The organism is Mycobacterium sp. E2327 (genome assembly GCF_001672675.1).
Taxonomy (GTDB): domain Bacteria; phylum Actinomycetota; class Actinomycetes; order Mycobacteriales; family Mycobacteriaceae; genus Mycobacterium.
This window is the reverse complement of record NZ_LZKE01000004.1, coordinates 13,635-26,103: the sequence shown is the minus strand read 5'-3', so window position 1 is coordinate 26,103 and position 12,469 is coordinate 13,635. Positions and strand designations below refer to the sequence as shown.

General features: G+C 67.9%; 14 protein-coding genes and 1 tRNA gene. 4 read left to right on the top strand and 11 right to left on the bottom strand.

The features are described from left to right. Window positions 1-44 precede the first annotated feature (44 nt). Genes A5712_RS00540 through A5712_RS00530 form a run of 3 tightly spaced genes read left to right on the top strand, consistent with a single transcriptional unit; the run spans window position 45 to window position 2,844 of the window. On the top strand, window positions 45-1,610 hold the full coding sequence (locus tag A5712_RS00540) for an NAD(P)/FAD-dependent oxidoreductase (protein ID WP_068100108.1): 1,566 nt from the start codon (window positions 45-47) through the stop codon (window positions 1,608-1,610). Beyond that, window positions 1,607-1,936, top strand: coding sequence for a ferredoxin (fdxA, locus tag A5712_RS00535; protein WP_068100106.1), 330 nt, complete (start codon window positions 1,607-1,609; stop codon window positions 1,934-1,936). The genes A5712_RS00540 and fdxA overlap by 4 nt, the downstream gene beginning before the upstream one ends. Continuing rightward, the gene (locus tag A5712_RS00530) at window positions 1,933-2,844 is read left to right on the top strand and encodes an SDR family NAD(P)-dependent oxidoreductase (protein WP_068100104.1); all 912 of its coding nucleotides are present in this window, start codon (window positions 1,933-1,935) and stop codon (window positions 2,842-2,844) included. The genes fdxA and A5712_RS00530 overlap by 4 nt, the downstream gene beginning before the upstream one ends. Before the next feature lie 19 nt (window positions 2,845-2,863). Here the strand turns inward: A5712_RS00530 and pth are convergent, their stop codons facing one another. The 8 genes from pth to A5712_RS00490 form a co-directional block, all read right to left on the bottom strand. Beyond that, entirely contained in the window at window positions 2,864-3,439 is a 576-nt protein-coding gene (gene pth / locus A5712_RS00525; RefSeq protein ID WP_068100102.1) for an aminoacyl-tRNA hydrolase, read from the bottom strand. A gap of 12 nt (window positions 3,440-3,451) precedes the next feature. Continuing rightward, window positions 3,452-4,111: a 50S ribosomal protein L25/general stress protein Ctc gene (locus tag A5712_RS00520; protein WP_068100100.1), complete on the bottom strand. Its 660-nt coding sequence runs from the start codon at window positions 4,109-4,111 to the stop codon at window positions 3,452-3,454. Window positions 4,112-4,370: 259 nt separating this feature from the next. Further along, entirely contained in the window at window positions 4,371-5,252 is an 882-nt protein-coding gene (locus A5712_RS00515; protein WP_068100098.1) for an oxidoreductase, read from the bottom strand. Window positions 5,253-5,359: 107 nt separating this feature from the next. Continuing rightward, the gene (locus A5712_RS00510; RefSeq protein WP_068100161.1) at window positions 5,360-5,971 is read right to left on the bottom strand and encodes an LpqN/LpqT family lipoprotein; all 612 of its coding nucleotides are present in this window, start codon (window positions 5,969-5,971) and stop codon (window positions 5,360-5,362) included. A gap of 98 nt (window positions 5,972-6,069) precedes the next feature. Further along, window positions 6,070-6,414, bottom strand: coding sequence for an arsenate reductase (glutaredoxin) (arsC, locus tag A5712_RS00505; protein ID WP_068100096.1), 345 nt, complete (start codon window positions 6,412-6,414; stop codon window positions 6,070-6,072). Next, a complete protein-coding gene (locus A5712_RS00500; RefSeq protein ID WP_068100094.1) occupies window positions 6,415-7,395 on the bottom strand; it encodes a ribose-phosphate diphosphokinase in 981 nt (326 codons plus the stop codon). Between the two features lie 97 nt (window positions 7,396-7,492). Continuing rightward, complete coding sequence (gene glmU, locus A5712_RS00495; protein WP_068100092.1) at window positions 7,493-8,959, bottom strand: bifunctional UDP-N-acetylglucosamine diphosphorylase/glucosamine-1-phosphate N-acetyltransferase GlmU; 1,467 nt, start codon at window positions 8,957-8,959, stop codon at window positions 7,493-7,495. Between the two features lie 101 nt (window positions 8,960-9,060). After that, a tRNA-Gln gene (locus tag A5712_RS00490) sits at window positions 9,061-9,132 on the bottom strand. Window positions 9,133-9,276: 144 nt separating this feature from the next. Here A5712_RS00490 and A5712_RS00485 point away from each other — a divergent pair. After that, window positions 9,277-9,870 (top strand): TetR/AcrR family transcriptional regulator, encoded by a 594-nt coding sequence (locus A5712_RS00485; RefSeq protein WP_142282191.1) that lies wholly within the window; start codon window positions 9,277-9,279, stop codon window positions 9,868-9,870. Window positions 9,871-9,876: 6 nt separating this feature from the next. On the opposite strand, the gene A5712_RS00480 is transcribed toward A5712_RS00485, so the two are convergent. From A5712_RS00480 to A5712_RS00470, 3 genes are read right to left on the bottom strand one after another with little or no spacing between them, the layout of a single operon-like run. After that, window positions 9,877-10,770 carry an SDR family oxidoreductase gene (locus A5712_RS00480; protein ID WP_068100089.1) on the bottom strand — a complete coding sequence of 298 codons (894 nt, stop codon included), beginning with the start codon at window positions 10,768-10,770 and terminating at the stop codon, window positions 9,877-9,879. A gap of 2 nt (window positions 10,771-10,772) precedes the next feature. Further along, entirely contained in the window at window positions 10,773-11,819 is a 1,047-nt protein-coding gene (locus A5712_RS00475; protein WP_068100087.1) for a TIGR03617 family F420-dependent LLM class oxidoreductase, read from the bottom strand. Window positions 11,820-11,833: 14 nt separating this feature from the next. Then, entirely contained in the window at window positions 11,834-12,439 is a 606-nt protein-coding gene (locus tag A5712_RS00470) for a TetR/AcrR family transcriptional regulator (protein WP_197519256.1), read from the bottom strand. Between the last annotated feature and the right edge of the window lie 30 nt (window positions 12,440-12,469).

Here is a 12,469-nt window from a genome sequence, read left to right as displayed (position 1 = left end):
CGCCAGGTGGCCTCGAAGACCATTCCGAAGAAGGAGCATCAGCGATGACGGATTACGACGCGATCGTGGTCGGCGCCGGCCATAACGGGCTGACCGCGGCGGCGGTCCTGCAGCGCGCCGGCCTGCGCACCCTGTGCCTGGAGGCCAACACTTACAGCGGGGGAATGGCGGCCACGGTCGAGTTGATCGATGGATTCCGTTACGAGATCGCGGGTTCGGTGCAGTTTCCCACCGCCCCCGCAATCACCAAGGAGCTCGGGCTGGACACGCTGCCCACCGTCGATGCCGAAGTCCAGTCGGTCAACCTCGGCGACAACGGCGAAGAACCCATGATCTTCTACCGCGATCCGATGCAGCTGATGACCCACCTCGCCGAGAAGCTCGGCACGGAGGCCGTCACGGGGATGGCGGAGATGATCGGCTGGAGCCAGGGCCCGGCGAAAGCGCTCGGCCGCTTCGAGGTGCGTACGCCGCCCAAGACGATCGACGAGATGTACGCCTGCGCCGCAAACGAATCCGAGCGCAGGGCCATCCACGAAGTGCTGTTCGGGTCGGCGATGGATGCCATCGACCGCTTCCTGCCCGACAGGGACAAGCACGCGGTGTTGCGCGGAATGCTCGCCTTCCTCGCCATCAACTCCACCTACCGCGGTCCTTACACCCCGGGCAGCGCAACATGTTTGGCGTTCGCGCTCGCCGTTCCGAACGACGGTGCGGCGATGATGACGAAGCTCGAGGGCGGGATCGGCTCGCTCGGCCAGCACCTGCACGATCTGTTCGTCTCGCACGGCGGCGAGATCAGATACCGCGCCAAGGTGGAAAAGATTCTCGTCGACAACGATCGGACGACGGGGGTGCGCCTGAAGGACGGTTCCGAGATCAGCGCGCCGGTCGTCGTGTCCAACCTGTCGCCCGACCTGACCCTGATCGACATGGTCGGGGCCGAGCACCTGCCGGCCGACCTCGTCACCCGGCTCAGCGGTCGCGACCACCGCGCGCCCTTCGTCCAGATCCACTTCGCGCTCGACGGCCTGCCGGAATTCGCTCCGCCGTACGACTTCCTCAACGAACCCGGCATGCAGTCGTCCATCGGCATATTCGGCGCGCCAGAAGAGCAACAACGCCAGTGGGAGGAGTGCAAGCGGGGCATCATTCCCGACAACCCGTCGATGGGCATGCAGATACCGTCGGTGCACGACCCCAGCATGGCGCCACCGGGGAAGCATGCGGCGAGCGCGTTCGCCTATGCGTTCCCCGTCGAAACGCCCCGCGAAATGCACGGCCACCTCAAGAACGTGATGGCGGAGAAGGTCATCGACAAGATCACCCGCTTCGCACCCAACTTCCGCGACATCCAGATCCGGCATATCACGTTCGCCCCATACCACATGCAGACGATGTTCGCGGCGCCCGCCGGCGACTTCTGCCACGGCATGCTGCATCCGGACCTGATGGGGCCCAACCGGCCCGGGCCGAAGGGCTTCATCGACATGCCGATTCCGATCGAGGGGCTGTACCTGGGCGGCGCGGGATGCCATGGGGGCCCGGGCATTACATTCACCCCCGGCTACAACGCCGCGCACCAGGCGCTCGAGGACATCTCGCGATGACCTACGTGATCGCCGAGCCCTGCGTCGACCTCAAGGACAAGGCCTGCATCGAGGAATGCCCCGTCGACTGTATCTACGAGGGTGCCCGGATGCTGTACATCCAGCCCGACGAATGCGTCGATTGCGGTGCCTGTGAGCCGGTCTGCCCCGTCGAGGCCATCTACTACGAGGACGACGTGCCCGACGAGTGGAGCGGCTACACGCAGATCAACGCAGACTTCTTCGAGCGGCTGGGCTCGCCGGGCGGCGCGACCAAAGTCGGTGTGTGCGAACATGATCCGCAGGCGATCAAGGGGCTCGAGCCGAGTAGAGGACAGTGTCAGTGACACGACCCCTCGACGGCGCGGTGGCCCTCGTCACCGGTGCGAGCCAGGGAATCGGCCAGGGCATCGCGATCGAGCTCGGCAACCAGGGCGCCACCGTCTGGCTCACCGCCCGCAACGGCGCCGGCCTTCAACAGACCGCCGATCAGATCCGGGCGCTCGGCGGCGCCGCGGTGGCCCGGCCCTGCGATCACGCCGACGATGCCGCGGTGGAGGCCGTGTTCGACGAATTGCGGCGCGGTCCGGGGCGGCTGGACATGGTGGTCAACGTCGCGTCGCCGGACTTCACATCGATGGTGGCCCAACCGTTTTGGACGCTGCCCTTCCAGGCGATCACCGACAGCCTCGTCGTCGGGCCGCGCGCGAACTTCGTGACCTCGGCGCTCGCCGCGCCGATGATGATCGAGCAGGGCGGCGGGCTGATCGTCAACATCTCCTCCCACGGCTGCGAGGACTACCTCCTTTCCACGCCCTACGGGGCGGCGAAGGCTGCAATCGAGAAGATCACCCACGACACCGCCCTCGAACTGCGCGAGCACAATGTCGCCGTGGTCGGGCTGTGGCCGGGACTGGTGCTCACCGAACGCATCCTCGCCTTCGCGACCGAGGCCCCGTCGGGATCGCGCCAGCTGTTCGGGCTCGACCTAGACATCTGCGAGTCCCCGCGGTTCCCGGGGCGCGCGGTCGTCGCGCTGTTCACCGATCCCGACCGGATGGCCCGCACCGGCCGATCGTTCTTCGCGTCCCGCCTTGCCCGCGAGTACGGCTTCACCGACGTCGACGGACATCTGCCGCCCGAGGTGCGGCTGCTGGTCGACTACCTGGGCGACGGCAACGTGCCGGAGTACTGGCAGATGGTGGAGCGGTTCGGCCGCGGCTTCGCCGAACCTTCACCGGCAGAACCGGTCTGACGACGCAGCACGTGTCCGCCTACCAGGCGTGGACGCGGTTCTGCGCGGGCTCGAGCCCGAGCTCGATGAGCGCCTCGGTGGCGTCGGCGGCCTGCTCGCAAATGGTGGGCACCTCGGCGCGCTCGGCCGCGGTGAAGTTCTCCAGCACGAAGGCCGCGGGATCCTTGCGTCCGGGCGGACGCCCGATCCCGATGCGCACCCGCTGAAAGTCCTTGGTGCCCAGCGCCGCAACGACCGAGCGCAGCCCGTTGTGACCACCTTCGCCGCCGCCGATTTTGAGCCGGATACGACCGAACTCCAGGTCGAGGTCGTCGTGGATGACGATCATGTCGGCCGGGGCCACCGAGTAGAACTTCGCCAGCGGCCCGACCTGGCGGCCCGACTCGTTCATGAAGCAGCGCGGCTTGGCCACCAGCACCGAGTGCCCGGCCAACCGGCCGCTGACAACTTCGGCGCCGGAACGCTTGTGCGCCTTGAACTTCGAACCCAGCCGCGCGGCGAGCAGGTCGGCGACCATGAACCCGAGGTTGTGCCGGGTGCGCGCGTAGTTGTCTCCGGGGTTGCCCAGGCCGACCACCAATAGCGGTTCGGCCACGTCGCGGGCCGCCTACTCGGACTCGTCGGCGGAGGCCTCGGCCTCGCCGCCCTCTTCGGCCGCGGGAGCCGCCTCGCCCTCGGCAGCCTCGCCGGCGCCCTCTTCCGCGAGGTCGGCGGCCGTCGGGGCGTTCACCACGTTGACCACCAGCATGTCCGGGTCGGACACGAGGCTGACGCCGCTGGGCAGCGTGATCTGCCCGGCGGTGAACTGGGTGCCCGGAGGCGCGTCCTCGACGGACACGGTCAACTGCTCGGGAATCGACATGGCCTCGGCCTCGATCTCGATCGTGTTGGCCTCCTGGGTGACCAGGGTGTCGGGGCCCGCCTCGCCCTCGATGACGACGTTGACCTCCACGTGGACCTTCTCGCCGCGGCGCACAACCACCAGGTCGGCATGCTGAATGGTGCGGCGGATCGGGTGGATGTCGAGCGCCTTGGTCAGCGCCAGCTGCTCCTTGCCGGCGATGTCGAGGGTCAGCACCGCGTTGGTGCCGGAGTGCCGCAGCACCGCGGCGTAGTCGTGCCCGGGCAGTTCCAGGTGCTGCGGGGCGGCCCCGTGACCGTAGAGGACGGCGGGAATCTTGCCCTCGCGGCGGGCCCGGCGGGACGCGCCCTTGCCGGTCTCGGCTCGCACTGCCACCTTGAGTTGGTTGACTGCGGACTTGGCCATTGTGTCGCTCCTATGTGCTCTGGGTCGGAAGCACGGCAAAGGTCGCGACTTTGAAGTCGGTCTCCGTCGATAACGGTGCTGGCTTGCCAGCCACCCTCGCCGTGACGCCCGGCCAGGTTAGCGCATTTGGGTCTGGGAGCGGAAATTGTGCGGAATCGGCGAGTGTGTACGCAGGGCTTTGCGTGGTGCGCCAGGGTTGAGAATCCGCCGAAATCGCGCCCTCAGCACACACTGAAAGCCCTAGCTCACACTCAATGCCCTAAAGCGGGAATTTGGTGCCCGTGAGCTGCTCGGACAGCTCCCACAGCCGGGCGGCCGCGGTCGCGTCCTGCGCGCGCCGGCTGCGGGCGACCGGCTGCGTTCGGCCGATCCAGCCGAATCGGGGGCCGATGAATGTGTCGCCCGGCAGGTCCTGCGATGCGGCGTACAGCGTTTGCCGGGCGCCGAAATCGGCGTCGGTGGCCACCACCCGGGTGGCGGCCGACATCAGCGCGTCGCCCACCTTGCGGCCGGACGCGCCCTGCAGGTTGGTGTGCGAGTAGCCGGGATGGACCGCCAGCGCGCGCAGCGGCGAACCGGCCGAGTCGAGGCGTCGCTGCAGCTCGCTGGTGAACAGCAAGTTGGCGAGTTTCGACTGGCTGTAGGCCAGCCAGGGCGAGTAGCGGCGGTTCTTCCAGTTCAGGTCGTCGAAGTCGATGCGCCCCGGCCAATGCGCCATCGACGACACCGTGACGACGCGGTCGGTCAGCTTGGGCAGCAGCAGGTTGGTCAGCGCGAAATGACCGAGGTGGTTGGTGCCGATCTGGCTCTCGAACCCATCGGCGGTCACGGCGTAGGGGGCGGCCATGATGCCGGCGTTGTTGATCAGCACGTCGGCCCCCTCCACCCCGTCGGCAAACCGGCGCACCGACGACAGGTCCTGCAGGTCGAGGGGGCGCACCTCGACGGAGCCGGTTTGGGAGCCGGTGATCTGCTTCGCGGCGGCCTCGCCCTTGCCCGTGTTGCGCACGGCCATGACGATCCTGGCGCCCTTGCCGGCCAGCTCGCGGGCTGTCACCGCGCCCAGCCCGCTATTGGCGCCGGTGATGATCACGGTGCGCCCGGCGAACGACGGCAGGTCTGCGGCGGTCCAGTTCGTCATGGCTGATGAGCTTAGTGAAAGGCCGCCGTGCCTAACCCCGCGAGCAGACACAGAATCGCACCCGTGGGTTCCGCGCAATGCGATTCTGTGTCTGCTCGCTGCCCGAACTACTTGGCGGCGACGACGAACCCGTGGATGATCCCCTCGATGTCGGTCGCCTCGGCGGCCGCCTGGTTGGCCAGCGTGGTGATGGTCAACTGAACCAGGTATCGCTGGTTCGCGGGCGGCGACCCGGTGGGGATGACGATGCGATTCCAGCTGTGCAGCCGCTGGCCGTCGACGTCGTAGCTGCCCTGGATCATCGACGAGGGAAAGCCGTTGTAGTTGTCGGTGGAGGCGTCCAGCTGCTTGAAGTTCTCGAACAGCCGGGCGTCGTCGTTGCCGTGCTTGATGACTTGCGCCGGGTCGAAGTTCCCGTGCAATTTGAAGACCACCAGCCGCGCGGTCGGATACTTGCCGCCGCGCGAGATCATCAGGGTCTCCTTGGCGATGTTCGGGTTGTTCGCCTGCGACCAGCCGGTCGGCGTCGGTATCGAAACGTTCAGATCGGGCAACGATCCCGGCGCCACCTGTTGGCCGGTGACGCCGATGTCCTGCAGGTACTGCGACAGCGGAACGGGCTTATCCGTCGGCGTGGCGGCGGCGCTGGTCGTCGAACTCCGCGTCAGGATCGACTGGTAGTCAGGGGCTTTCGGTGGCGAACATGCCGCCACGGGCATGCTCAGCGCGACCGCCACGACACCGGCGGTAATCGCCGCAGGCCTTATTGCCCGCCTCCTTCTCACGCCGTTCCGGCGCGCATCGCCGCCGGGCAACCTCACAGAATCTCGCGCACGGCGTCGATCGGCCGCGCCAGCCGGGTGCCCTTCGGCGTGACCACGAACGGCCGTTCGATCAGGATCGGGTGTTCGGCCATGGCGTCGAGCAACTCGTCGTCGGACGCGTCGGCGAGACCGAGTTCGGCATAGAGCGGTTCCCGCTTGCGCACCGCGGTGCGCACTTCGATGCCGGCATCGCGGATCATGCGCGCCAGCTCGGCGCGTGACGGCGGAGTCTTCAGGTACTGGACGATCGTGGGATCAATCCCGTTGTCACGCAACAGATCCAGCGTCTTGCGGGAGGTGCTGCACTTCGGGTTGTGGTAGATGACGGTGTCGGCCATCTAGGCGTCACCGTCGAAAAGGCCGGTGACGGAGCCGTTTTCGAAGACCGCGCGGATGGTGCTGGCCAGCAGCGGCGCGATGGACAACACCGTGAGCTGCGGGAAACGCTTCTCCTCGCCGATCGGCAGCGTGTTGGTGACGATGACCTCCCGCGCGCCGCACGCCGCCAGCCGCTCGGCGGCCGGGTCGGAGAGCACGCCGTGGGTCGCCGCGATCACCACGTCGCTGGCGCCGTCTTCGCGCAGCAGGTTCACCGCGCCGGCGATGGTGCCGCCGGTGTCGATCATGTCGTCGATCAGGACGCAGGTGCGGCCTTCGACTTCGCCGACGACGCGGTTGGAGACCACCTGGTTGGGCACCCGCGGGTCGCGGGTCTTGTGGATGAAGGACAGCGGAACCCCGCCCAGCGCGTCGGCCCATTTCTCGGCGATGCGCACCCGGCCGGAGTCGGGGGAGACCACGACCATGTTGCCGTCCGGGTAATTGTCCTTGATGTAACCGGTCAGCAGGTTCTGCGCGCGCATGTGGTCGACGGGCCCGTCGAAGAAACCCTGGATCTGGTCGGTGTGCAGGTCGACGGTCACGATCCGGTCGGCGCCGGCGGTCTTGAGCAGGTCGGCGACCAGCCGCGCGGAGATGGGTTCGCGCCCGCGGTGCTTCTTGTCCTGCCGCGCGTAGGGGTAGAAGGGCATGACCGCTGTGATCCGCTTGGCGCTGCCCCGCTTGAGCGCGTCGATCATGATCAGCTGTTCCATCAGCCAGTTGTTGACCGGCGCGGGGTTGGATTGCAGGACGAAGGCGTCGCAGCCGCGCACCGACTCGTGGAACCGAACGAAGATCTCGCCGTTGGCGAATTCCCGCGCCGTCTGGGCGGTGACGTGGACGTCGAGTTCCTTGGCGACCTGTTCGGCCAGCTCGGGATGCGCGCGGCCCGAGAAAAGCATCAAATTTTTGCGATTATCGGTCCAGTCGTGGCTCAACGCACTGCCCTGCCTCGGGATCGAAATGGAAGCCCCATCGTACGTAGCGAATCGTACGGAAATGTGGCCGGGTTGCCAGGGACCAAACTCACGGTGTCTATTCGGGCCCTGAATTCTCGGGATTTTCTTCGGCGGCCTTCGCGGCCGCCTCGGCCGCCGCGCTGCCCGGCCGCTTGCGCTGCACCCAGCCCTCGATGTTGCGTTGCGGTCCCGCGGACACCGCCAGCGCCCCCGGCGGGACGTCGTCGCGCACCACCGTCCCGGCCCCCGTGTAGGCCCCGTCGCCGACGGTCACCGGGGCCACGAACATGGTGTCCGACCCGGTGCGCACGTGCGATCCGATCGTGGTGCGCCGCTTGGTTTCGCCGTCGTAGTTGACGAACACGCTGGACGCGCCGATGTTGCTGTGCTCGCCGATGTCGGCGTCGCCGACGTAGGTCAGGTGCGGGACCTTGGTGCCCGTGCCGATGACGGAGTTCTTGGCCTCGACGAACGCGCCGAGCTTGCCGTCGGCCCCCAGCACCGTCCCCGGTCGCAGGTAGGTGAACGGGCCGACGGTGGCGCCGTCCCCGATCGACGAGGACGAGCCGTGCGTGCGCACCACCGACGCGCCGTCGCCGACGCTGACGTCGGTCAGGGTGGTGTCGGGGCCGACCACGCAGTGGCCGCCCACCCGGGTGCGGCCCAGCAGCTGGGTGCCGGGGTGGATGACGGTGTCGCGACCGATCGTCACGTCGACGTCGATCCAGGTGCTGCCCGGATCGACGACGGTCACGCCGGACATCTGGTGGGCGGCGACGATCCGGCGGTTGAGCTCGGCGCCGAGCTCGGCCAGCTGGACGCGGTTGTTGACTCCGGCCACCAGCGCGCTGTCGGCGACGTGCTGGGCGCGCACGGCCCGGCCGTCGCCGCGCAGGATCGCGACGGCGTCGGTCAGATACAGCTCCCGCTGGGCGTTGTTCGAGCTCAGCCGGCTCAGCGCCGACCGCAGCGCCGCGACGTCGAAGGCGTAGACGCCGGCGTTGACCTCGCGGATCTGGCGCTGCGAGGGCGTCGCGTCGGTGTGCTCGACGATCGCCATCACCTCGTTGTCCTGCGTGCGCAGGATGCGGCCGTAGCCGACCGGGTCGTCGAGCGTCGTGGTGAGCACCGTGACGGCGGCCGACTCGGCGGTGTGGGCGGCGATCAGGCCGGCCACGGTGTCGGAGTCGAGCAGCGGGGTGTCCCCCGAGGTGACGACGACGATGCCGGCGTAGTCGTCGGGCAGGGCGGACAGCCCGCACAGGACGGCGTGGCCGGTGCCCAGCGGCCGTTCCTGCAACGCCACGTCGATCGAGCGGCCCAGCGTCTCGGCAAGCTCGCCGACCAGCGGCGCGACGCGCTCGTGGTCGTGGCCCAGGACCACGACCAGGTGCTGCGGCGCGACCTTGGCGATCGCGTGCAGGGAATGCGACAGCATGCTGCGGCCGGCGATCGTGTGCAGCACCTTCGGCGTGTCGGACCGCATCCGGGTGCCCGGTCCGGCCGCGAGGACCAGGACCGCGGTGTCACCACGAAACGACATGAACTCTCCTATTGGACCCTTCGCGCGGGCGTGCGTGTTGGTACGCCGACACGCCCTCAAGCGTTGCATTTCCTGCACGCTCGCCGCAAAGAGCCACGCTGCTCCGTCGCCAGGACTCGAACCTGAACTCTCAGAACCAAAATCTGATGTGCTGCCGATTACACCACGACGGACTGCAAGCCCCATAGGCCCGCGCCACCAAGAGACTTTAGACGGTGCGCGGTTCGGCGGTGCGGTTGTGCCGACCCGATACGCTGACTGACGTGGCCGTTCTCGATAAAGAGCCCGACAAGGAAGCCCGGCCGGCGCGCGCCCGCATGACGGGCAGCGATCGCCGCCAGCAGCTCATCGGCATCGCCCGCTCCCTGTTCGCCGAGCGCGGTTACGAGGGCACCTCGATCGAGGAGATCGCGCTGCGCGCCAACGTGTCCAAGCCCGTCGTCTACGAGCACTTCGGTGGCAAGGAGGGGCTGTACGCCGTCGTCGTCGACCGCGAGATGTCGGCGCTGCTGGACATGATCACGTCGTCGCTGACCAACAACCGGTCCCGGGTGCGGGTGGAGCGGGTCGCCCTGGCGCTGCTCACCTACGTCGAGGAGCGCACCGACGGCTTCCGGATCATGATCCGCGACTCGCCGGCCGCGATCAGCTCGGGCACCTACTCCAGCCTGCTCAACGACGCGGTCAGCCAGGTCAGCTCGATCCTGGCCGGCGACTTCGCGCGCCGGGGGCTGGACGCGGACCTGGCGCCGCTGTATGCCCAGGCGCTGGTGGGCTCGGTGTCGATGACGGCGCAGTGGTGGCTCGACACCCGCGAGCCGAAAAAAGAAGTGGTCGCGGCGCACCTGGTCAACCTGATGTGGAACGGCCTGACCCACCTGGAAGCGGACCCCAAGCTGCAGGACGAGTAACGCTTCCTAGGGCCGCACCCCGTCGAGGAAGTTGTTCAAGGCATGTTTGCCGATCTCGCGGATGCCCAAGGGCCGCGGAAGCAGTCGGGTGACGACGAACATCATGCGCCGGTTCGGCGCCCCCACCTGCATGCTGGGCCGCTTGCCGAGATACAGCACCGCCTCCTCGACGTTTTCTTCGGGCGTGTTGATGAGGCTGCCCCTGGCCCGCGCGACCTCGAGCGCCTCGGCGGCCCCCGGGGAACTGGTGAGTCCGGCCATGCAGGCCAGCACGTGCACGTTGTCGGGTTTCAGTTCGTACCAGAGCCCTTCGGCGAGAATGATGTTGTATGCCCTCGTCGCGCCGTAGTGCGTGTAGTACGGGCTGCCGATCAGCCCCGTACCGCTGCTCATCAGCACAATGCCGCCACGACGGCGCGCCTTCATCAGCGCCCCGAAGTGATACGTCAGCCCAAATGGGCTGCAGCAGTTGATGTTTATCCTACGCCGCTCGAAATCGAGGTCATCGGCCCAGAATCCCCCCACTGTCGCCAGCGCGGCGTTGGACACCAGCAGCCCGATTTCCCGATCGCCGACGGCCGCGACGATGTTCTCCACGGCATCGGTCGCCCCCAGGTCCTGGGAGACGACCAGCACCTCGACGCCGAACCTGGACACCAGTTCCTGGCGCTTCTTTTCGAGCTTGTCAGGGTCGCGCGCGACGATCGCGACCGACAAGCCCTGGGAGGCAGCGTAATCCGCCCAGGCGCCGCCGATGCCCTCGCTGGCGCCGGACACGAGTGCCCACGGTCCGTACTGGCCCGCGAAGTTCTTCGGTGGGCGCCGGGCCAGTGGGCTGTGCGATCGCCATTGCTGGGCCACAACGGATTTCAGGGCCAGGGCCGATTGTGTTGTGTTCATCGCTACCTTCCCGGTGTCGGTTCGCTCAGGGTGGGGATGGCCTTGAGGCGATCGATCAGGGTCGCAAGGACGTCGTCGGGTACGTCGGCGACCGGCAGGCTCAGGCCGCTGCACACGCCGGAGTACCAGCGCTCGAGCACGTCGGGGATTTCGTCGTAGGTGCCTTGCGGCACAACGCGATCCAACACCTCGTCGGTCAGGTGCTTGGGCAGGTCGGTCCATTCGTTGCGGCGCGCCATGCCGCTGAGCGCCTCGCCGATGTCCTCGAAGCCGAAGTGTTCGAGCTGTCGCCGGTAGGCGGGGGTGCTGTAGAGAAAGGCCAGCTCCGAGCGGCGGTGTTCCCGCAACCGGGCCAGCTCGTCGTTGGTGGCCGCCATCAGCGGTTGCGGGTTGGCCACCACCGCGAGCGGCGTCCGGGGACGCCGGCCCTTGGCGGCGCCCTCGGCGAGGTACGGCAGCGTCTGCGTCGCGAGGATCGACGGGTGTGAGCTGGTGGGGTGGCAGACGAAGCCGTCGGACATTTCACCGGCCAGCAGGCACATCTTCTTGTTGACCCCGCCGGTCCAGATCTGCGGGGCCGGGCAGCCGATCGGGCCGGGGTTGAAATATGGCTGGAGGCGGTCGAATCGGTAGAACCGCCCGCTGTAGTCGAGGGGCTCGCCGGTCTGGAAGGAGTGGAATATCGCGAGCACCGACTCGATGTACTCCCGCATCCGCAGCGACGGCTGCGACCACGGGACCGAGAACCGTCCGACGATGTTCCCGCGGACCTGGGAGGCCAGGCCGAGCTGGAAGCGGCCGTCGGAGTACCCGGCGAGATCCCACGCCGCATAGGCCGTGATCATGGGGCTGCGCGGCAACGCGAGGGCCATGCTGGTCCGCACGGTCAGCCGCTCCGTATAGGCCAATGCCATTGCCGCGACGGCGAATACGTCGTGGATGGTCTCGGACACGTGGACGACCCCGAAGCCGATGCGCTCCATGCGCGCGGCCCACGGACCGATCTCGCCCAGGCCCAGCTGGGCCGGTGCGGAGGCGACGACCTCCATGGGCCGCCCGGCTGTCATCGGCTCAGCCCCCGGACGATCAGCGTGGTGTTGTGCTCGAGCCAGGCATCGTCCAGGGTGCGTTCGGTGGCCATCGACATCATGACCGTGCCGCCGATCATGTCCATCAGCAGCCGCGCGTCGATGCCGTCGACCGCCGCCCCCTTGGCGGCGGCGTGGTCGAGGTAGCGCTGCAGGCGTTCGTAGGTGCCGCCCTGCAGCCGGTCCAGCAGCCGCGCCGACAATCCCGGTTCGGAGGGCAGTTCGGCCGTCAGGCCCGACACCGCGCTGTGCACCGCCGGCCGGCTGAACAGGTGGATCGATCCTTCGAGCAGGCTGCGCACGACCGTCCGCAGATCGCCCGTCAGCGGCAACTCCGCGCGTGGCGTCGGGGGAAACACCGCGGCGAAGACGAGCTCGATCTTGGTCGGGAAACGCCGGTATACCGCCGGTGGCGTGGCGCCGGCGCGCGCAGCCACCAACGGAATACTCAGCCGGGCATAGCCGATCTCTTCGAGCAGCTCGTTGGTGGCCTGCAGCACGGCATCGTCGATGCGCGCGTCGCGCGGCCGCCCCTGCGACTTGGACTCGCGGCCATTGCGCTCCAACGGTGTTGATTTCATTACGATCAGATCGTAATGTTTTGCAAGGTC

Bases quoted from the DNA above. Each gene is read 5' to 3' on its own strand.
- A5712_RS00515 (WP_068100098.1), bottom strand. From the start codon at position 5,252: ATGACGAACTGGACCGCCGCAGACCTGCCGTCGTTCGCCGGGCGCACC.
- A5712_RS00520 (WP_068100100.1), bottom strand. From the start codon at position 4,111: ATGGCCAAGTCCGCAGTCAACCAACTCAAGGTGGCAGTGCGAGCCGAG.
- fdxA (WP_068100106.1), top strand. From the start codon at position 1,607: ATGACCTACGTGATCGCCGAGCCCTGCGTCGACCTCAAGGACAAGGCC.
- A5712_RS00480 (WP_068100089.1), bottom strand. From the start codon at position 10,770: ATGAACACAACACAATCGGCCCTGGCCCTGAAATCCGTTGTGGCCCAG.
- A5712_RS00540 (WP_068100108.1), top strand. From the start codon at position 45: ATGACGGATTACGACGCGATCGTGGTCGGCGCCGGCCATAACGGGCTG.
- arsC (WP_068100096.1), bottom strand. From the start codon at position 6,414: ATGGCCGACACCGTCATCTACCACAACCCGAAGTGCAGCACCTCCCGC.
- glmU (WP_068100092.1), bottom strand. From the start codon at position 8,959: ATGTCGTTTCGTGGTGACACCGCGGTCCTGGTCCTCGCGGCCGGACCG.
- A5712_RS00470 (WP_197519256.1), bottom strand. From the start codon at position 12,439: ATGAAATCAACACCGTTGGAGCGCAATGGCCGCGAGTCCAAGTCGCAG.
- A5712_RS00475 (WP_068100087.1), bottom strand. From the start codon at position 11,819: ATGGAGGTCGTCGCCTCCGCACCGGCCCAGCTGGGCCTGGGCGAGATC.
- A5712_RS00510 (WP_068100161.1), bottom strand. From the start codon at position 5,971: ATGCCCGTGGCGGCATGTTCGCCACCGAAAGCCCCTGACTACCAGTCG.
- A5712_RS00485 (WP_142282191.1), top strand. From the start codon at position 9,277: ATGACGGGCAGCGATCGCCGCCAGCAGCTCATCGGCATCGCCCGCTCC.